Genomic DNA, 19,451 nt, shown 5'->3' with positions numbered 1-19,451 from the left:
TCCAAAGTTTCGGGCTGTTATGTTTTAATGTGCAACATTGATGGTCTGTTGGGGGCAAAAATGGCATTATGCGTCCCCAAAGATAAAACTGGCATCGAACCAGGTTCAGACAGAAAGGTCCCTAATGAGCTGGATTGAACGAATTAAAAGCAACATTACTCCCACCCGCAAGGCAAGCATTCCTGAAGGTGTGTGGACTAAGTGTGATAGCTGCGGTCAGGTTTTATACCGTGCAGAGCTGGAACGTAATCTTGAGGTCTGTCCGAAGTGTGACCATCACATGCGTATGACGGCGCGTAATCGCCTGCATAGCCTGTTAGATGAAGGAAGCCTTGTGGAGCTGGGTAGCGAGCTTGAGCCGAAAGATGTGCTGAAGTTCCGTGACTCCAAAAAGTATAAAGATCGTCTGGCATCAGCACAGAAAGAAACCGGCGAAAAAGACGCGCTGGTCGTAATGAAAGGCACCCTGTATGGAATGCCGGTCGTTGCTGCTGCCTTCGAATTTGCCTTTATGGGCGGTTCAATGGGATCCGTAGTGGGTGCTCGTTTTGTGCGTGCCGTTGAGCAGGCGCTGGAAGACAACTGCCCGCTGATCTGCTTTTCCGCCTCTGGTGGCGCACGTATGCAAGAGGCGCTGATGTCGCTGATGCAGATGGCGAAAACCTCTGCGGCGCTGGCGAAAATGCAAGAGCGCGGTCTGCCGTACATTTCCGTGCTGACCGATCCGACCATGGGCGGTGTTTCTGCAAGTTTCGCGATGCTTGGCGATCTCAATATTGCTGAACCGAAAGCGTTGATCGGCTTTGCCGGCCCGCGTGTTATTGAACAGACCGTTCGCGAAAAACTGCCGCCGGGATTCCAGCGCAGTGAGTTCCTGATCGAAAAAGGCGCGATCGACATGATCGTCCGTCGTCCGGAAATGCGCCTGAAACTGGCGAGCATTCTGGCGAAGCTGATGAATCTGCCAGCGCCAAATCCTGAAGCGCCACGTGAAGGCGAAGTGGTGCCACCAGCACCGGATCAGGAACCTGAGGCCTGATAACTGATAAGGGCAGGGCCGCTGGCTCTGCCCTTTTGCTATTATCCCCGTAATGAATCAGCGGATACCATGATTATCAAACGCACACCTCAAGCCGCGTCGCCTTTGGCTTCGTGGCTTTCTTATCTGGAAAACCTGCACAGTAAGACTATCGATCTCGGCCTTGAGCGCGTAAGCCAGGTGGCAGCGCATCTCGGCGTTCTGAAACCAGCACCGTTTGTGTTTACCGTTGCAGGTACGAATGGCAAAGGCACAACCTGCCGCACGCTGGAATCGATACTCATGGCGGCAGGGTACAAAGTGGGGGTTTACAGTTCGCCGCATCTGGTGCGTTATACCGAGCGCGTTCGTGTACAGGGTCAGGAACTACCAGAATCGGCTCACACCGCCTCTTTTGCTGAGATTGAATCGGCACGCGGTGATATTTCCCTGACCTATTTTGAATACGGCACGTTGTCGGCGCTGTGGCTGTTTAAACAGGCGCAACTTGATGTGGTAATTCTGGAAGTGGGGCTGGGTGGTCGTCTGGATGCCACCAATATTGTCGATGCTGATGTGGCTGTGGTGACCAGCATTGCGCTGGATCATACCGACTGGCTGGGGCCAGATCGCGAAAGCATTGGCCGCGAGAAAGCGGGGATCTTCCGCAGTGAAAGACCGGCGATCGTTGGTGAACCTGAAATGCCGTACACCATCGCCGATGTAGCGCATGAGAAGGGCGCACTGTTGCGACGTCGAGGCGTAGAGTGGAATTATTTCGTCAGCGACCATGGCTGGTCGTTTACTGACGCAAACGGTACGCTGGAAAACCTGCCGTTACCGCTTGTCCCACAACCGAATGCCGCAACGGCGCTGGCTGCGCTGCGTGCCAGCGGTCTGGAGGTCAGTGAACAGGCAATTCGCGATGGCATTGCCAGCGCAATTTTGCCGGGACGTTTCCAGATTGTGAGCGAGTCGCCACGCGTCATTTTTGATGTCGCCCATAATCCCCATGCGGCAGAATATCTTACCGGGCGTATGAAAGCGTTACCGAAAAACGGGCGCGTACTGGCAGTAATCGGTATGCTACATGATAAAGATATTGCTGGTACATTGGCCTGGTTGAAAAGCGTGGTGGATGACTGGTATTGTGCGCCACTGGAAGGGCCGCGCGGTGCCACGGCAGAACAACTGCTTGAGCATTTGGGTAACGGCAAATCATTTGATAGCGTTGCGCAGGCATGGGATGCCGCAATGGCAGACGCTAAACCGGAAGATACCGTGCTGGTGTGTGGTTCATTCCACACGGTCGCACATGTCATGGAAGTGATTGACGCGAGGAGAAGCGGTGGCGAGTAAGTTTCAGAATCGGTTAGTTGGCACAATAGTGCTGGTGGCGCTGGGAGTGATTGTGCTGCCAGGGCTGCTGGACGGGCAGAAAAAACATTATCAGGATGAGTTCGCGGCAATCCCGCTGGTGCCTAAAGCGGGCGATCGTGATGAGCCTGATATGATGCCAGCCGCTACCCAGGCATTGCCGACACAGCCGCCGGAAGGGGCTGCAGAGGAGGTGCGTGCGGGCGATGCTGCGGCACCTTCGCTCGATCCGGCAATCATTGCAGCCAATAATACCGAGTTTGAACCGGAACCTGCACCGGTCGCTCCGCCGAAGCCGAAACCGGTGGAACCGCCTAAACCGAAAGTGGAAGCACCTGCGCCGAAGCCAGAACCGAAACCGGTCGTGGAGGAAAAAGCTGCACCAACGGGTAAAGCGTATGTTGTGCAACTGGGTGCGCTGAAAAATGCCGACAAAGTGAATGAGATTGTTGGTAAATTGCGCGGTGCGGGATACCGGGTTTATACGTCGCCGTCAACGCCAGTACAGGGTAAAATCACCCGTATTCTGGTTGGGCCGGATGCCTCGAAAGAGAAGCTGAAAGGCTCGCTGGGTGAGCTGAAGCAACTTTCTGGCTTAAGCGGCGTGGTAATGGGCTATACGCCGAATTAATACGGTTTGGCCTGATGCGACGCTGGCGCGTCTTATCAGGCCTACGCAGGGGTAGAACCGTAGGTCGGATAAGGCGTTCACGCCGCATCCGACAGCCGTTGCCTGATGCGACACTGGCGCGTCTTATCAGGCCTACGCAGGAGTAGAACCGTAGGTCGGATAAGGCGTTCACGCCGCATCCGACATGTATTGCCCGATGCCGCAAAGGCAAAAAAAACCGATGGCGTTGAATGTTTTTTCAGCGCCATTTTTATTGATGCGCGGGAAGGAAATCCCTACGCAAACGTTTTCTTTTTCTGTTAGAATGCGCCCCGAACAGGATGACAGGGCGTAAAATCGTGGGACACATATGGTCTGGATTGATTACGCCATAATCGCGGTGATTGCTTTTTCCTCTCTGGTTAGCCTGATCCGTGGCTTTGTTCGTGAAGCGTTATCGCTGGTGACATGGGGTTGTGCTTTCTTTGTCGCCAGTCATTACTACACTTACCTGTCAGTCTGGTTTACGGGCTTTGAAGACGAACTGGTTCGAAATGGGATTGCCATCGCGGTACTGTTTATTGCCACACTTATCGTTGGCGCTATCGTGAACTTCGTGATAGGCCAGCTAGTGGAGAAAACAGGGTTGTCAGGCACCGATCGGGTGCTGGGCGTCTGTTTCGGTGCGTTGCGTGGTGTGCTGATTGTTGCCGCCATTCTTTTCTTTCTTGACTCCTTTACCGGAGTGTCGAAAAGCGAAGACTGGAGCAAATCACAGCTGATTCCACAGTTCAGTTTTATCATCAGATGGTTTTTTGATTATCTGCAAAGCTCGTCAAGTTTCTTGCCCAGAGCGTAAGTGCTCTGAGATGTGGCTTAACGAGGAAAAAGACGTATGTGCGGTATTGTCGGTATCGCCGGTGTTATGCCGGTTAACCAATCGATTTATGATGCCTTAACGGTGCTTCAGCATCGCGGTCAGGATGCCGCCGGCATCATCACCATTGATGCCAATAACTGCTTCCGTTTGCGTAAAGCGAACGGGCTGGTGAGCGATGTATTTGAAGCTCGCCATATGCAGCGTTTACAGGGCAATATGGGCATTGGTCATGTGCGTTACCCTACGGCTGGCAGCTCCAGCGCCTCTGAAGCACAGCCGTTTTACGTTAACTCCCCGTATGGCATCACGCTTGCCCATAATGGCAATCTGACTAATGCTCACGAGTTGCGTAAAAAGCTGTTTGAAGAAAAACGCCGCCACATCAACACCACTTCCGACTCGGAAATTCTGCTCAATATCTTCGCCAGCGAACTGGACAACTTTCGCCATTATCCGCTGGAAGCCGACAACATTTTTGCTGCCATTGCCGCCACAAACCGCCTGATCCGTGGCGCGTATGCCTGTGTGGCGATGATTATCGGTCACGGTATGGTTGCTTTCCGCGATCCTAACGGCATTCGTCCGCTGGTGTTAGGAAAACGCGATATTGATGAGAATCGCACAGAATATATGGTCGCTTCTGAAAGCGTTGCGCTCGACACCCTGGGCTTTGAGTTCCTGCGTGATGTCGCACCGGGTGAAGCGATTTACATCACTGAAGATGGTCAGTTGTTTACCCGCCAGTGTGCCGATAATCCAGTCAGCAATCCATGCCTGTTTGAGTATGTTTACTTTGCCCGCCCGGACTCGTTCATCGACAAAATTTCCGTTTACAGCGCGCGTGTGAATATGGGAACGAAGCTTGGCGAAAAAATTGCCCGTGAATGGGAAGATCTGGATATCGACGTGGTTATTCCGATCCCGGAAACTTCCTGCGATATCGCACTGGAAATTGCTCGTATTCTGGGTAAACCGTACCGTCAGGGGTTTGTCAAAAATCGTTACGTTGGTCGCACCTTTATCATGCCGGGTCAGCAACTGCGTCGTAAGTCCGTGCGTCGTAAACTGAACGCTAACCGCGCCGAGTTCCGCGATAAAAACGTCCTGCTGGTCGATGACTCTATCGTCCGTGGCACCACCTCTGAGCAAATTATCGAGATGGCGCGTGAAGCCGGAGCGAAGAAAGTGTACCTCGCTTCTGCGGCACCGGAAATCCGCTTCCCGAACGTTTACGGTATTGATATGCCGAGCGCCACGGAGCTTATCGCCCACGGTCGTGAAGTAGATGAAATTCGCCAGATCATCGGTGCTGACGGTCTGATTTTCCAGGATCTGAACGATCTGATCGACGCCGTTCGCGCTGAAAACCCGGATATCCAGCAGTTTGAATGCTCGGTGTTCAACGGCGTCTACGTCACCAAAGATGTTGATCAGGGCTATCTCGATTTCCTCGATACTTTACGTAATGACGACGCCAAAGCAGTGCAACGTCAGAACGAAGTGGAAAATCTCGAAATGCATAACGAAGGATGATGCCTTCACGCAGGGTGCCGGTCTGGCACCCTGACTTGCAACTCCTGCCGAAATCCTGCAAAGTCTGCCTGCAAGTCTGACAGGGCAACTATTTATGAAACGACTCATTGTGGGCATCAGCGGTGCCAGCGGCGCGATTTATGGCGTGCGCTTATTACAGGTTCTGCGCGATGTCGCAGACGTTGAAACACATCTGGTGATGAGCCAGGCGGCACGCCAGACCTTATCCCTCGAAACGGATTTTTCCCTGCGCGAAGTGCAGGCATTAGCCGATGTCACGCACGATGCGCGCGATATTGCCGCCAGCATCTCTTCCGGTTCTTTCCAGACACTGGGGATGGTGATTTTACCCTGTTCAATCAAAACACTGTCCGGTATTGTCCATAGCTATACTGATGGCTTACTGACCCGTGCGGCAGATGTGGTGCTGAAAGAGCGTCGTCCGTTGGTGCTCTGCGTGCGTGAAACTCCGTTGCACTTAGGCCACCTGCGTTTAATGACTCAGGCGGCAGAAATCGGTGCGGTGATTATGCCTCCCGTTCCGGCGTTTTATCATCGCCCGCAATCCCTTGATGATGTGATAAATCAGACGGTTAACCGTGTTCTTGACCAGTTTGCGATAACCCTTCCTGAAGATCTCTTTGCCCGCTGGCAGGGCGCATAATTCCGCTGTTGCCCTGTTTCAGGGCAATTTTGCAACCGCGATCAAATCCTCGACATTTTGTTCCTGCCATTCAATCGAAACGCTGCGATTCAACCGCCATACCTGCTATCTTCAACTTTAGGACAATAGTGCAACGTCTTATTAACATATTTAACGTTGAATGTTAATGTTGCCGTCAAGATGGCATAAGACCTGCATGAAAGAGCCTGCAAACACACAACACAATACACAACATAAAAAAGCCATTTCACTTGAGGGTTATGTATGAAGAAGTCGATTCTCGCTCTGTCTTTGTTAGTCGGTATTTCCGCAGCGGCCTCCAGCTATGCGGCGCTACCGGAGACGGTACGTATCGGAACGGATACCACCTATGCACCGTTCTCATCGAAAGATGCCAAAGGTGACTTTGTTGGCTTTGATATCGATCTCGGTAACGAGATGTGCAAACGGATGCAGGTGAAATGTACCTGGGTTGCCAGTGACTTTGATGCGCTGATCCCCTCACTGAAAGCGAAAAAAATCGACGCCATTATTTCGTCGCTCTCCATTACTGATAAACGTCAGCAGGAGATTGCCTTCTCTGACAAGTTGTACGCCGCAGATTCTCGTTTGATTGCCGCCAAAGGTTCGCCGATCCAGCCGACGCTGGATTCACTGAAAGGTAAACATGTTGGCGTGCTGCAAGGCTCCACCCAGGAAGCGTATGCCAATGATAACTGGCGTAGTAAAGGCGTCGATGTGGTGGCCTATGCTAACCAGGATTTGGTCTATTCCGATCTGGATGCAGGCCGTCTGGATGCTGCTTTGCAGGACGAAGTCGCGGCCAGCGAAGGATTCCTCAAGCAACCTGCCGGTAAAGAGTTCGCCTTTGCTGGCTCATCAGTGAAAGACAAAAAATACTTCGGTGATGGTACAGGCGTAGGGCTACGTAAAGATGATGCCGAACTGAAAGCCGCTTTTGATAAGGCGCTTGGCGAACTGCGTCAGGACGGCACTTACGACAAGATGGCGAAAAAGTATTTCGACTTTAATGTCTACGGTGACTGATATGTCGCAGGGAAGCTGTACCTGATGGAATGATCATCATGGTGCACGCCAGGTTTGTTGCACTATCGTGGTGCATTAAAATGCATACTTAAGCATTTTTAATGGAAAATAATACGTCTAACAGGGCGGGATATTTTGCCTTGATGGTCAATTTTATGGCACGATAAGTGTAACAAACCTGTAAATATTCCCTATAAAAAGACTGTCAGTTGAGGACATTATGAAAAAACTGGTGCTATCGCTCTCTCTGGTTCTGGCCTTCTCCAGCGCAACTGCAGCGTTTGCTGCGATCCCGCAAAACATCCGCATCGGTACCGACCCGACCTATGCGCCATTTGAATCAAAAAATTCACAAGGCGAACTGGTTGGCTTCGATATCGATCTGGCGAAGGAGTTGTGCAAGCGCATCAATACGCAATGTACGTTTGTCGAAAACCCGCTGGATGCGTTAATCCCGTCCTTAAAAGCGAAGAAGATTGACGCCATCATGTCATCGCTTTCCATTACGGAAAAACGTCAGCAAGAAATTGCCTTCACCGACAAACTGTACGCTGCCGATTCTCGTCTGGTGGTGGCGAAAAATTCCGACATTCAGCCGACAGTCGAGTTGCTGAAAGGCAAGCGGGTAGGCGTATTGCAGGGCACCACCCAGGAGACATTTGGTAATGAACACTGGGCGCCCAAAGGCATTGAAATCGTCTCTTATCAGGGGCAGGACAACATTTATTCTGATCTGACTGCCGGACGTATTGATGCCGCGTTCCAGGATGAGGTCGCCGCCAGCGAAGGTTTTCTCAAACAACCCGTCGGTAAAGATTACAAATTCGGTGGCCCGTCTGTTAAAGATGAAAAACTGTTTGGCGTAGGCACCGGCATGGGTCTGCGTAAAGAAGATAACGAACTGCGCGAGGCACTGAACAAAGCCTTTGCCGAAATGCGCGCTGACGGTACTTACGAGAAACTGGCGAAAAAGTACTTCGATTTTGATGTTTATGGTGGTTAATCACCATCGGTGAAAGAAAGTCCGCTCCCTTCGGGTAACCGGAGGGAGACAAGAGGCGGTAATTCACCACACATAACAGGACAGGCAGCATGTTGTATGGGTTTTCAGGTGTTATTTTACAGGGTGCGCTCGTCACGCTGGAGCTGGCTATCAGCTCTGTAGTGCTCGCTGTAATCATCGGTTTAATTGGCGCTGGCGGTAAGCTCTCGCAAAATCGGCTTTCGGGGCTGATTTTCGAAGGATACACCACGCTGATTCGTGGCGTGCCGGACTTGGTGTTGATGCTGCTGATTTTCTATGGTTTGCAGATTGCGTTAAACACGGTGACGGAGGCGATGGGCGTCGGGCAGATTGATATCGACCCGATGGTCGCCGGCATTATCACTCTCGGTTTTATCTACGGTGCTTATTTTACCGAAACGTTCCGTGGCGCGTTTATTGCAGTGCCGAAAGGGCATATTGAGGCGGCAACGGCGTTCGGTTTTACTCGTGGGCAAGTGTTTCGGCGGATCATGTTTCCGGCGATGATGCGTTATGCCCTGCCGGGGATTGGTAACAACTGGCAGGTAATCCTCAAATCTACAGCCCTGGTTTCGTTACTCGGCCTGGAAGATGTGGTCAAAGCCACGCAGTTGGCAGGAAAAAGTACCTGGGAACCGTTCTATTTCGCCATCGTCTGTGGCGTGATTTATCTGGTTTTCACCACCGTTTCCAATGGTGTGCTGCTGTTCCTTGAGCGCCGCTATTCCGTGGGTGTGAAGAGGGCTGACCTGTGATCGAAATCTTACATGAATACTGGAAACCACTGCTGTGGACCGATGGTTATCGTTTTACCGGCGTGGCGATCACCCTGTGGCTGCTGATTTTGTCGGTAGTGATAGGCGGAATTCTGGCGCTGTTTCTGGCGATTGGTCGCGTCTCAAGTAATAAATACATCCAGTTTCCAATCTGGTTATTTACCTATATTTTTCGCGGTACGCCGCTGTATGTTCAGCTGCTGGTGTTCTATTCTGGCATGTACACGCTGGAGATTGTTAAGGGCACCGAGTTCCTTAATGCCTTTTTCCGCAGTGGCCTGAACTGTACCGTGCTGGCGCTGACGCTCAACACCTGTGCTTACACCACTGAGATTTTTGCCGGGGCGATCCGTTCGGTGCCGCACGGGGAAATCGAAGCCGCCAGAGCCTACGGTTTCTCAAGCTTTAAAATGTATCGCTGCATTATTTTGCCATCGGCGCTGCGTATTGCGTTACCGGCCTACAGCAACGAAGTGATCCTGATGTTGCATTCTACTGCGCTGGCTTTTACCGCCACAGTGCCGGATCTGCTGAAAATTGCCCGCGATATCAACGCCGCTACGTATCAACCATTTACCGCCTTCGGCATTGCCGCTGTGCTCTATTTAATTATCTCTTATGTCCTGATAAGCCTGTTCCGTAAAGCGGAAAAACGCTGGTTGCAGCATGTGAAACCTTCTTCAACGCACTGAGAATACGATGTCCGAGAATAAATTAAACGTTATCGATTTGCACAAACGCTATGGCGAACACGAAGTGCTGAAAGGGGTCTCACTGCAAGCGAATGCCGGAGATGTAATAAGCATCATCGGATCGTCGGGATCGGGGAAAAGTACCTTTCTGCGCTGCATTAACTTCCTCGAAAAACCGAGTGAAGGATCGATCGTGGTCAATGGCCAGACGATCAATCTGGTGCGCGACAAAGACGGTCAACTCAAAGTCGCCGATAAAAATCAGCTGCGCTTACTGCGCACACGCCTGACGATGGTATTCCAGCACTTCAATCTCTGGAGCCATATGACGGTACTGGAAAACGTCATGGAAGCGCCGATTCAGGTGTTGGGCCTGAGCAAGCAGGTAGCGCGCGAGCGGGCGGTGAAGTATCTGGCAAAAGTCGGGATAGACGAACGTGCGCAGGGGAAATACCCGGTGCATCTTTCCGGCGGTCAGCAACAGCGTGTTTCCATCGCAAGGGCGCTGGCAATGGAACCGGAGGTTCTGCTGTTTGATGAACCTACCTCGGCGCTCGATCCTGAACTGGTAGGCGAAGTGTTGCGTATTATGCAGCAGCTCGCAGAAGAGGGAAAAACGATGGTTGTAGTGACCCACGAAATGGGCTTTGCCCGCCACGTCTCCACGCATGTAATTTTTCTTCATCAAGGGAAAATTGAAGAAGAAGGGGCGCCAGAACAGTTATTCGGCAACCCGCAAAGTCCGCGTCTGCAACAGTTCCTTAAAGGTTCGCTGAAATAATTACCTCTCCGGTGGCTAATGCTGCCGGAGTATTTTCAGGGGAAATTTGCGAGTCAGCTTCCGCTGAAATGTAAAAGTTGCAGTCCGCTAAAAATACTTCTGAATTCGCTGTCCAAAGATAAAAACTGCCTGCTGCATTAGCTATTAAGGATGGGTATTGTCACGTCATCTTAAATTTGAGGGGTGACGGAACGCCATGACAATATCGACAACTTCCACGCCGCATGATGCGGTATTTAAATCTTTTTTACGCCATCCAGACACCGCGCGGGATTTTATTGATATTCATCTTCCCGCACCGCTGCGCAAACTGTGTGATTTAACGACGCTCAAACTGGAACCCAACAGTTTTATTGATGAAGACCTGCGGCAATATTATTCCGACCTCTTGTGGTCTGTGAAAACGCAGGAGGGCGCGGGCTATATTTATGTAGTGATAGAGCACCAAAGTAAGCCAGAAGAATTAATGGCTTTTCGCATGATGCGCTATTCCATCGCGGCAATGCAAAACCATCTTGATGCGGGCTATAAAGAGCTTCCGTTGGTGATCCCGATGCTGTTTTATCATGGTTGCAGGAGTCCTTACCCTTATTCTCTCTGCTGGCTTGATGAATTTGCGGAGCCAGCTATAGCCCGCAAAATTTATTCATCGGCTTTTCCGCTGGTGGATATTACCGTAGTGCCGGATGACGAGATTATGCAACATCGCAAAATGGCGTTGTTGGAATTAATTCAGAAACATATCCGTCAGCGCGATCTGTTGGGATTAGTCGATCAAATTGTTTCGCTGCTAGTTACAGGGAACACTAATGACAGACAGCTAAAAGCTCTGTTTAATTACGTATTACAAACAGGGGATGCCCAGCGTTTCCGAGCATTTATTGGTGAGATAGCGGAACGTGCACCACAAGAAAAGGAGAAACTGATGACCATTGCTGACAGATTACGTGAAGAAGGTGCAATGCAGGGCAAACACGAAGAAGCTCTGCGTATTGCTCAGGAGATGCTGGAAAAAGGATTTGACCACGAAGTCATCCTGACGCTGACCCGACTTTCGCCAGACGATCTTATCGCGCAAAGCCACTAATCCTGTAACGCCGGGAGTTAACTGGCGGATGTTTGCAGTAAACCACATCAGCGAACGACATCCGCCAGCGCCTCTTCTAAATCGTACCAGCGAAACGCAAAACCCGCTTCTTCCAGCCGTTTTGGCAACGCACGTTGTCCGCCCAAGACCAGAACCGATGATTCCCCCATCAGCAAGCGAATAGCTGTGGCAGGGACGCGCAAAATCGCCGGGCGATGCAGCGCATGACCAAGCGCATGGGCAAATTGTTCATTGTGTACCGGATATGGCGAGACCATATTAAATGGCCCGCGCAGATCGTTATCCAGCAGCCAGAGAATACCGTTGACCATATCATCAATATGAATCCAGGCCAGATACTGCCGACCGGAGCCAATCGGACCGCCCAGGCCAAGGCGAAACGGAGGCAGCATTTTACCGAGGATACCGCCATCCGAAGCCAGTACTACGCCGGTACGCAGCAGGCACACTCGTGTTTTGTCGCTTTGCGCCCGACAGGCAATTTCCTCCCAACGGGCGCAGAGTTTATGGGTAAATTCGTTATGTGGCGGTTCTTCTTCGGTGACCACGACTTCACCTAAGTCACCATAATATCCCGCCGCCGAGCCGGAAATGAGCACTGACGGCGGCGTGTCGCTGGCGTTAATCAAATCCACCAGTTTTTGCGTTATATTCCAGCGGCTTTGGCAGAGGCGATCTTTTTGCTCGCGAGTCCAGCGTTTATCGGCTATTGGTTCACCGGCCAGATTGATCACCGCATCAACGCCGTTGAGGTTGCTTTGATCGGCAAGCTCTTGCCATAGTGTCACCTGGGAGCCGAGAACTGAGCTGGCTTTCTGCGGGTTACGTGTTACAACCGTGACCTGATGGCCCAGTTCCAACAAACGTGGGATTAAATGACGACCAATTAATCCCGTACCTCCAGTGATCACTATGTTCATGCAGCCTCCCGATATGGCGGTTAACGCTGCCAGCGTAAGGTCATGGATACCGAATCCGCGTAGCGCAGCGCGTGCAGTTTATCGATCTCCACTTCAGCATACGTCACCCAGTGATGTTCACGTGCGATATCGAGCACATCCTGAGTTAATTTTTCCAGCAAAGAGAAACGGTTATTCTCTACATGCTGAATAATGTTTTTCGTTACGGTGCGATAATTCAGCGCATCGTTGATATCTTCACTGGTTCGCGCTTTATCGGCGGGGTAGTGGATCGTCACATTGATAACAATATCCTGACGGTTGTTAATCTCTTCGTCCTTAATGCCAATAAACGTTCGTAAACGAAGGTTCTTTATCCGAATAATCGCGGCAGGTTGTGCCATTGCAGGTTCTCCGTTGTTTTATTTAGGATTAAATAATACACGAGAACCAGGTTCTGTTAACTATTCGAAATCTCATCATTTACTTGTGCTTTTAGTAGCGCCTGCCCGGTAGCAGGACGTGAGCGGATTCGTTCATACCAGTTTTTTACTGCCGGATACATTGCGAGTTCAATTCGCTGGCGAGTCCAGGCATTAACCCACGGCCAACAGGCAATATCTGCAATGCTGTAGTTTTCACCGCCCAGCCAGGGCGAGTTTTCCAGGCGCTTATTCAATACATGATACAGACGCTGAGTTTCAACCTGATAACGCTCAATTGCATAGGGAATAGTCTGTGGCGCTGCATGATTAAAATGGTGATTTTGCCCGAGCATCGGCCCCAGGCCTCCAACCTGCCAGAATAACCACTGTAATGTAGTGGCGCGCTCACGCGGTTGATGACCTAAAAATAGCCCTGTTTTTTCCGCCAGATACAACAAAATCGCACCTGATTCAAAGAGGCTTAATGGTTCTCCGCCGTCAGTCGGGGCATGATCAACAATCGCCGGAATTTTATTGTTGGGCGAAATGCGCAAAAATTCCGGGCGAAACTGACCACCTTTACCGAGGTCAACTTTGATTAAGCGATAATCCAGTCCCGCCTCTTCGAGAAACAACGTAATTTTGTGACCATTCGGCGTTGGGGCGAAATAGAGATCGATCATTGCAGCTCCGGTTATCTAATAATCTGAACACATCAAGTATAGAAAGCGCAGCGACTTGTGTAAGTTTTCATCAAGTCACCGTGACAAAAAGGCTCTATAGTTTGATAGCAAGCCCATTTATCGCTGAGGACATAATGAGTAAACCTGCTATCACGCTGTGGTCAGATGCCCATTTTTTCTCCCCTTATGTGTTATCCGCCTGGGTGGCGTTGCAGGAGAAAGGCCTGCCTTTTCATATAAAAACCATCAACCTCGACAGCGGTGAACATTTGCGGCCGACGTGGCAAGGTTACGGACAGACACGGCGCGTGCCGTTGTTACAAATTGATGATTTTGAGTTGAGTGAATCCTCTGCCATTGCAGAATATCTGGAGGATCGTTTTGCGCCGCCGACCTGGGAGCGCATTTATCCGCTTGATTTGCAAAAGCGGGCGCGAGCACGGCAGATTCAGGCCTGGTTACGCAGCGATCTGATGCCCATCCGCGAAGAACGTTCGACGGATGTTGTCTTTGCTGGTGCGAAAAAAGCGCCACTAACGGCGGAGGGAAAAGCCAGTGTAGAGAAACTGTTCGCGATGGCAGAACATTTACTGGCACATAACCAGCCGAATCTGTTTGGTGAGTGGTGTATTGCGGATACTGATTTGGCGTTAATGATTAACCGCCTGGTATTACAGGGTGATGAGGTGCCGGAACGTCTGGTGGATTATGCAGCATTCCAGTGGCAGAGGGCTTCAGTTCAGCGTTTTATTGCACTTTCGGCGAAGCAATCTGGCTGATAGAGGCGATAGAATCCAGTATCATAGCTTACGTTTTTTCGACGAGGAGTGAGTGATGAAACTGATGTTTGCATCGGACATTCATGGGTCGTTACCGGCGACGGAACGTGTTCTGGATTTGTTTGCCCAGAGCGGAGCTCAGTGGCTGGTGATTCTTGGCGACGTGCTGAATCATGGCCCGAGAAACGCCCTGCCTGAAGGGTATGCGCCAGCCAAAGTAGCCGAACGGCTGAATGAGGTGGCGCATAAAGTTATCGCCGTGCGCGGCAACTGCGATAGCGAAGTGGATCAGATGCTGCTGCACTTCCCGATAACCGCACCGTGGCAACAGGTATTACTGGAAAAACAACGTCTGTTTCTGACGCATGGTCATCTGTTTGGCCCGGATAATCTGCCGACTTTAAACCAGAACGACGTGTTGGTGTACGGTCATACCCATCTACCAGTGGCGGAACAGCGGGGTGAAATCTTCCACTTTAACCCCGGTTCGGTAAGCATCCCGAAAGGCGGTTATCCGGCGAGCTATGGCATGTTGGATGATGACGTACTAAGCGTAATCGCACTCAATGATCAAAGTATCATTGCGCAGATCGCGATTAATCCGTAATTTACTCCACAACTCAAAATGCGCCGTAAGAGCGCCAGAAAAAGAAGGTTTCCTGATAATGGAACAGCGTCGTTTGGCAAGTACTGAATGGGTGGATATTGTCAATGAAGAGAACGAAGTCATTGCACAAGCCAGCCGGGAACAAATGCGGGCACAGTGTCTGCGTCATCGTGCAACTTATATTGTCGTGCATGATGGCATGGGCAAAATTCTTGTGCAGCGTCGTACCGAGACAAAAGACTTTTTACCCGGCATGTTAGATGCGACCGCTGGTGGTGTGGTCCAGGCCGATGAGCAACTGCTGGAATCCGCACGTCGCGAAGCGGAAGAAGAGTTGGGCATTGCCGGTGTCCCCTTTGCCGAGCACGGGCAGTTCTATTTCGAAGATAAAAATTGCCGTGTCTGGGGCGCGCTGTTCAGTTGTGTCTCTCACGGTCCATTCGCCCTCCAGGAAGATGAAGTCAGTGAAGTTTGCTGGCTAACGCCGGAAGAAATCACCGCACGTTGCGATGAGTTTACTCCAGACTCGCTGAAAGCACTGGCGTTGTGGATGAAGCGCAATGCCAAAAATGAAGCCGTAGAGACTGAAACGGCAGAATGAAAAAAGAGCCGCAATTGCGGCTCTTAACATTTTTAATGGTAGCCCATTAACTGAGCGCCTATCACCACCACGCTGGACATAATAAACAGCAGTCCAAGCAGTGTCGCACCCACTTTCACCCAGTTACGGAAGTCCACCCGGCAAACACCGAGCGTGGCCATTAACGACGCCGAGGTCGGGTAAATGATGTGACTGAAGCCATCGCCGAACTGGAATGCCAGCACGGTAACCTGGCGGTTAACACCGACCAGATCGCCAAGCGGTGCCAGTAATGGCATGGTTAGCGCAGCCTGACCAGAACCGGATGTCACGAAGAAATTAAATACCGCCTGGAAGAGCAACATAAACCAGGCCGCGACCGCGTTATCCAGACCGCTAATGGCATTGGCAATGCTGTTGAGGATAGTATTCAGCACGCTGGCCTCACCAGCTTCACCGTTACCCACCAGCAGCAAAATCCCTTTGGCGAAACCTACCAGCAGGGCAGGGGCGATCATCATTCGCGCGCCTTCGGTAAAGGATGAAGCCATGGTATTTACCGTCATGCCGTTAAGACGGAAGACAACGCCGATGATGCCAATCACCAGCCCCATAGTGAAGAACTGGCTGGCGATTTCTGGAATAAACCATGCATTAACGATCACGCCCCAAATTACCCAGACCATCACGGCGGTCAGGACAATCAATACCAGCCAGTCACCAAAGGTAAATGGACGTTGTTCAACATCAGCCTGCTTTTCACGAAAGAAGCGGTCGGACTCATGCACGCGTGACAGAAGAGGATTCTTTTTCACTCGTGAGGCATAAACCATGGTAAAGATCAGGCCAATCAGAGTCGCGATAACCCACACTACAATGCGCAGGCCGGAGCCGGAAAGCACCGGAACGCCAGCAATCCCCTGGGCGACAACCACGCAGAACGGGTTCATCCACGAGCTGGCAAAACCGATTTGCGTGGCGATATAGGTCACCAGGACGGTAGTAATACTGTCATAACCCAGTCGTACCATTAGCGGGGCAATGATGATGGCAAAGGCGACGGCCTCTTCCCCCATGCCGAACACCGCACCACCGAGCGAAAAGAGAATAAACAGCGCCGGAATAAAGAGAATTTCATTCCCTCGTGTATGGCGGATAAGCGCCAGGATGCCGTTATCAATGGTTCCTGTACGCATCACGATGCCAAATGCACCGCCAATCACCAGCATAAACATGATGATGCCAACGGCTGTCCCGTATTTCGATCCGGAGGTTAACCCTTCAAACGGGAAGTTCATCAGGCCTGGACGTTCATCTCCGGTCGTGAACAGTTGTACGCGATGATACTCAGGTTCGCCGGCCTCGTTGGTCAGAATGCGAAATGAGTGAGGGTCTACGACTTTGCGTGTTTTCGTCTGACCATCAACCTGGTACTGCACTTCCTGACTGTCAAACATCCCCACCGGAACAACCCATGTGGCGAGGCTGGTTAAAATAGCGACAAAAAAGATAATCACCAGCGTATCGGGCATTGCCCATCTTCTGGTTGGTTTGGATTCAGTTATTGCGGACATAGCGCAAATTTTCCCTTGCACAAGACAAAGTGGTAAGTATGCAAAGTGATATGGCGCAATTCATTGATGCAGCGCAGTTAAGCAAGATAATCAGAAAGGAGTAATGCAAATTAAGAGAATAAAAAACCGGAAATAGTGACTATTTCCGGTTCAGATATCCGCAGCGCAAGGCTGCGGATGATGACGAGATTACTGCTGCTGCTGTGCAGACTGAATCGCAGTCAGCGCGATGGTGTAGACGATGTCGTCAACCAGAGCGCCACGGGACAGGTCGTTAACCGGCTTGCGCATACCCTGCAGCATCGGCCCGATGGAGATCAGGTCGGCAGAACGCTGTACCGCTTTGTAGGTGGTGTTACCGGTGTTCAGATCCGGGAAGATGAACACGGTAGCGCGACCTGCAACCGGAGAGTTCGGTGCTTTAGATTTCGCAACGTCAGCCATTACCGCAGCGTCGTACTGCAGCGGACCGTCGATCATCAGGTCAGGACGTTTTTCCTGCGCCAGACGAGTTGCTTCGCGAACTTTTTCTACGTCGCTACCTGCACCAGAAGTACCGGTGGAGTAGGAGAGCATAGCAACACGCGGTTCGATACCGAAGGCAGCGGCGGAATCTGCGGACTGAATCGCAATTTCTGCCAGCTGTTCTGCGGTCGGATCCGGGTTGATCGCACAGTCACCGTAAACGTAAACCTGTTCCGGCAGCAGCATGAAGAACACGGAAGATACCAGAGAGCTGCCCGGTGCAGTTTTGATCAGCTGCAGTGGCGGACGGATGGTGTTTGCGGTGGTGTGGACAGCACCGGAAACCAGACCATCAACTTCATCCTGTTCCAGCATCAGCGTACCGAGAACCACGTTGTCTTCCAGCTGTTCGCGGGCAACGGTTTCGGTCATGCCTTTGTTCTTACGCAGCTCGACCAGACGAGCAACATAGCTTTCGCGAACCACTTCTGGATCAACGATTTCAATTCCTGCGCCCAGTTCTACGCCCTGAGACGCGGCAACGCGGTTGATCTCTGCCGGGTTACCCAGCAGTACGCAAGTTGCGATACCACGTTCAGCACAGATAGCGGCTGCTTTAACCGTACGCGGTTCGTCGCCTTCCGGCAGAACGATACGTTTGCCCGCTTTACGCGCCAGTTCGGTCAGCTGATAACGGAACGCCGGCGGAGACAGACGACGGCTGCGCTCGGAAGTGGCTGTCAGAGAATCGATCCAGTCAGCGTTGATGTAGTTAGCAACATATTCCTGAACTTTCTCGATACGCTCGTGATCGTCAACCGGAACTTCCAGGTTGAAGCTCTGCAGGCTCAGAGAAGTCTGCCAGGTGTTGGTGTTCACCATAAATACCGGCAGGCCGGTAGCGAAAGCACGTTCGCACAGTTTAGAAATGCGCGCGTCCATTTCGTAGCCGCCAGTCAGCAGCAGGGCACCGATCTCTACGCCGTTCATTGCAGCCAGGCAAGCGGCAACCAGCACGTCAGGACGGTCTGCGGAAGTCACCAGCAGAGAACCAGCACGGAAGTGCTCCAGCATGTGCGGAATGCTGCGTGCGCAGAAAGTGACGGATTTAACGCGGCGAGTGTTGATGTCGCCTTCGTTGATGATGGTCGCATTCAGGTGACGCGCCATATCGATCGCACGGGTTGCGATCAGATCAAAGCTCCACGGCACAGCGCCGAGAACCGGCAGCGGGCTGGATTCTTGCAGCTTCGCCGGATCAACATTGTTGACTTTAGCTTTGGAAGAGTCGTCGAAAATCTCGGACAGATCCGGGCGAGTACGACCCTGTTCATCAACCGGTGCATTCAGTTTGTTAACGATAACGCCGGTGATGTTGGTGTTTTTGGCACCGCCGAAGCTGTTGCGGGTCAGTTCGATACGCTCTTTCAGCTGTTCCGGGGTGTCAGTGCCCTGAGACATAACGAAGACGATTTCCGCGTTCAGCGTTTTAGCGATTTCGTAGTTCAGAGACTGGGCAAATTGGTGCTTACGTGTCGGGACCAGACCTTCAACCAGAACCACTTCAGCGTCTTTGGTGTTAGCGTGGTAGTTCGCGACGATCTCTTCCATCAGCACATCTTTTTTATTGCTGGAAAGCAGACCTTCAACGTAACTCATTTTCAGCGGTTCAGCGGCTGTCGTGGTGGAAGAATTCGCACGCACAATAGTCGTTGTCTGATCGGGCGCATCGCCACCGGTACGCGGCTGAGCGATAGGTTTGAAAACGCTCAGACGAACGCCTTTGCGTTCCATTGCACGGATCACGCCAAGACTGACGCTGGTCAGACCGACGCTGGTTCCGGTAGGGATCAGCATAATAATACGGGACACGGTTTATCCTCTTTCGTTACCGCCGGTTTGGCGGGTTACAAAACAGCACCGCCAGCA

Annotated in this window: 20 protein-coding genes; 15 read left to right on the top strand and 5 right to left on the bottom strand. The window is 51.5% G+C overall.

Annotated features, from left to right (window positions below):
• The first annotated feature begins 124 nt into the window (after window positions 1-124).
• The 12 genes from accD (at window position 125) to rpnB (ending at window position 11,489) form a co-directional block, all read left to right on the top strand.
• On the top strand, window positions 125-1,039 hold the full coding sequence (gene accD, locus A7098_RS07460; RefSeq protein WP_000118402.1) for an acetyl-CoA carboxylase, carboxyltransferase subunit beta: 915 nt from the start codon (window positions 125-127) through the stop codon (window positions 1,037-1,039).
• A 69-nt stretch (window positions 1,040-1,108) separates the two neighbouring features.
• Entirely contained in the window at window positions 1,109-2,377 is a 1,269-nt protein-coding gene (folC, locus tag A7098_RS07455) for a bifunctional tetrahydrofolate synthase/dihydrofolate synthase (RefSeq protein ID WP_032225801.1), read from the top strand.
• Window positions 2,367-3,026, top strand: a complete 660-nt coding sequence (dedD, locus tag A7098_RS07450; RefSeq protein ID WP_000146983.1) for a cell division protein DedD — start codon at window positions 2,367-2,369, stop codon at window positions 3,024-3,026. The genes folC and dedD overlap by 11 nt, the downstream gene beginning before the upstream one ends.
• Before the next feature lie 349 nt (window positions 3,027-3,375).
• Window positions 3,376-3,864 (top strand): colicin V production protein, encoded by a 489-nt coding sequence (cvpA, locus tag A7098_RS07445; protein ID WP_000262113.1) that lies wholly within the window; start codon window positions 3,376-3,378, stop codon window positions 3,862-3,864.
• Between the two features lie 36 nt (window positions 3,865-3,900).
• Window positions 3,901-5,418 (top strand): amidophosphoribosyltransferase, encoded by a 1,518-nt coding sequence (gene purF, locus A7098_RS07440; protein WP_105280578.1) that lies wholly within the window; start codon window positions 3,901-3,903, stop codon window positions 5,416-5,418.
• Window positions 5,419-5,512: 94 nt separating this feature from the next.
• Complete coding sequence (ubiX, locus tag A7098_RS07435) at window positions 5,513-6,082, top strand: flavin prenyltransferase UbiX (RefSeq protein ID WP_000825691.1); 570 nt, start codon at window positions 5,513-5,515, stop codon at window positions 6,080-6,082.
• 264 nt (window positions 6,083-6,346) lie between these two features.
• A complete protein-coding gene (argT, locus tag A7098_RS07430; RefSeq protein ID WP_000748236.1) occupies window positions 6,347-7,129 on the top strand; it encodes a lysine/arginine/ornithine ABC transporter substrate-binding protein ArgT in 783 nt (260 codons plus the stop codon).
• 220 nt (window positions 7,130-7,349) lie between these two features.
• Window positions 7,350-8,132, top strand: a complete 783-nt coding sequence (gene hisJ / locus A7098_RS07425; protein ID WP_000737617.1) for a histidine ABC transporter substrate-binding protein HisJ — start codon at window positions 7,350-7,352, stop codon at window positions 8,130-8,132.
• Between the two features lie 89 nt (window positions 8,133-8,221).
• Window positions 8,222-8,908, top strand: coding sequence for a histidine ABC transporter permease HisQ (gene hisQ / locus A7098_RS07420; protein WP_020231474.1), 687 nt, complete (start codon window positions 8,222-8,224; stop codon window positions 8,906-8,908).
• Window positions 8,905-9,621 (top strand): ABC transporter permease, encoded by a 717-nt coding sequence (locus A7098_RS07415; RefSeq protein ID WP_000569947.1) that lies wholly within the window; start codon window positions 8,905-8,907, stop codon window positions 9,619-9,621. The genes hisQ and A7098_RS07415 overlap by 4 nt, the downstream gene beginning before the upstream one ends.
• 7 nt (window positions 9,622-9,628) lie before the next feature.
• Window positions 9,629-10,402 (top strand): histidine ABC transporter ATP-binding protein HisP, encoded by a 774-nt coding sequence (gene hisP, locus A7098_RS07410; protein ID WP_105280577.1) that lies wholly within the window; start codon window positions 9,629-9,631, stop codon window positions 10,400-10,402.
• Window positions 10,403-10,598: 196 nt separating this feature from the next.
• On the top strand, window positions 10,599-11,489 hold the full coding sequence (gene rpnB, locus A7098_RS07405; protein ID WP_000156119.1) for a recombination-promoting nuclease RpnB: 891 nt from the start codon (window positions 10,599-10,601) through the stop codon (window positions 11,487-11,489).
• Between the two features lie 47 nt (window positions 11,490-11,536).
• Here rpnB and A7098_RS07400 read toward each other — a convergent pair whose 3' ends face one another.
• From A7098_RS07400 to yfcG, 3 genes are read right to left on the bottom strand one after another with little or no spacing between them, the layout of a single operon-like run.
• On the bottom strand, window positions 11,537-12,430 hold the full coding sequence (locus A7098_RS07400; RefSeq protein ID WP_001028348.1) for a TIGR01777 family oxidoreductase: 894 nt from the start codon (window positions 12,428-12,430) through the stop codon (window positions 11,537-11,539).
• A 20-nt stretch (window positions 12,431-12,450) separates the two neighbouring features.
• Window positions 12,451-12,813 (bottom strand): dihydroneopterin triphosphate 2'-epimerase, encoded by a 363-nt coding sequence (gene folX, locus A7098_RS07395; RefSeq protein WP_000068453.1) that lies wholly within the window; start codon window positions 12,811-12,813, stop codon window positions 12,451-12,453.
• 56 nt (window positions 12,814-12,869) lie between these two features.
• Window positions 12,870-13,517, bottom strand: coding sequence for a GSH-dependent disulfide bond oxidoreductase (gene yfcG / locus A7098_RS07390; protein WP_000566493.1), 648 nt, complete (start codon window positions 13,515-13,517; stop codon window positions 12,870-12,872).
• A gap of 134 nt (window positions 13,518-13,651) precedes the next feature.
• Between yfcG and yfcF the strand changes: the two genes are divergently transcribed.
• From yfcF to yfcD, 3 genes are read left to right on the top strand one after another with little or no spacing between them, the layout of a single operon-like run.
• Entirely contained in the window at window positions 13,652-14,296 is a 645-nt protein-coding gene (gene yfcF, locus A7098_RS07385; RefSeq protein WP_105280576.1) for a glutathione transferase, read from the top strand.
• A 55-nt stretch (window positions 14,297-14,351) separates the two neighbouring features.
• Window positions 14,352-14,903 (top strand): phosphodiesterase, encoded by a 552-nt coding sequence (gene yfcE, locus A7098_RS07380; RefSeq protein ID WP_010346680.1) that lies wholly within the window; start codon window positions 14,352-14,354, stop codon window positions 14,901-14,903.
• Between the two features lie 58 nt (window positions 14,904-14,961).
• A complete protein-coding gene (yfcD, locus tag A7098_RS07375; RefSeq protein WP_000437935.1) occupies window positions 14,962-15,504 on the top strand; it encodes an NUDIX hydrolase YfcD in 543 nt (180 codons plus the stop codon).
• Window positions 15,505-15,536: 32 nt separating this feature from the next.
• Here yfcD and yfcC read toward each other — a convergent pair whose 3' ends face one another.
• Together yfcC and pta are read right to left on the bottom strand one after the other, a co-directional pair.
• Window positions 15,537-17,057: a putative basic amino acid antiporter YfcC gene (gene yfcC / locus A7098_RS07370; RefSeq protein ID WP_001274494.1), complete on the bottom strand. Its 1,521-nt coding sequence runs from the start codon at window positions 17,055-17,057 to the stop codon at window positions 15,537-15,539.
• A gap of 189 nt (window positions 17,058-17,246) precedes the next feature.
• Entirely contained in the window at window positions 17,247-19,394 is a 2,148-nt protein-coding gene (gene pta / locus A7098_RS07365) for a phosphate acetyltransferase (protein WP_000086701.1), read from the bottom strand.
• Window positions 19,395-19,451: the final 57 nt, after the last annotated feature.

This window comes from Escherichia sp. MOD1-EC7011, from assembly GCF_002965005.1.
Classification (GTDB): domain Bacteria; phylum Pseudomonadota; class Gammaproteobacteria; order Enterobacterales; family Enterobacteriaceae; genus Escherichia; species Escherichia ruysiae.
Note: the sequence above shows the minus strand (reverse complement) of the source record. Positions and strands in the feature narration are given on the sequence as shown.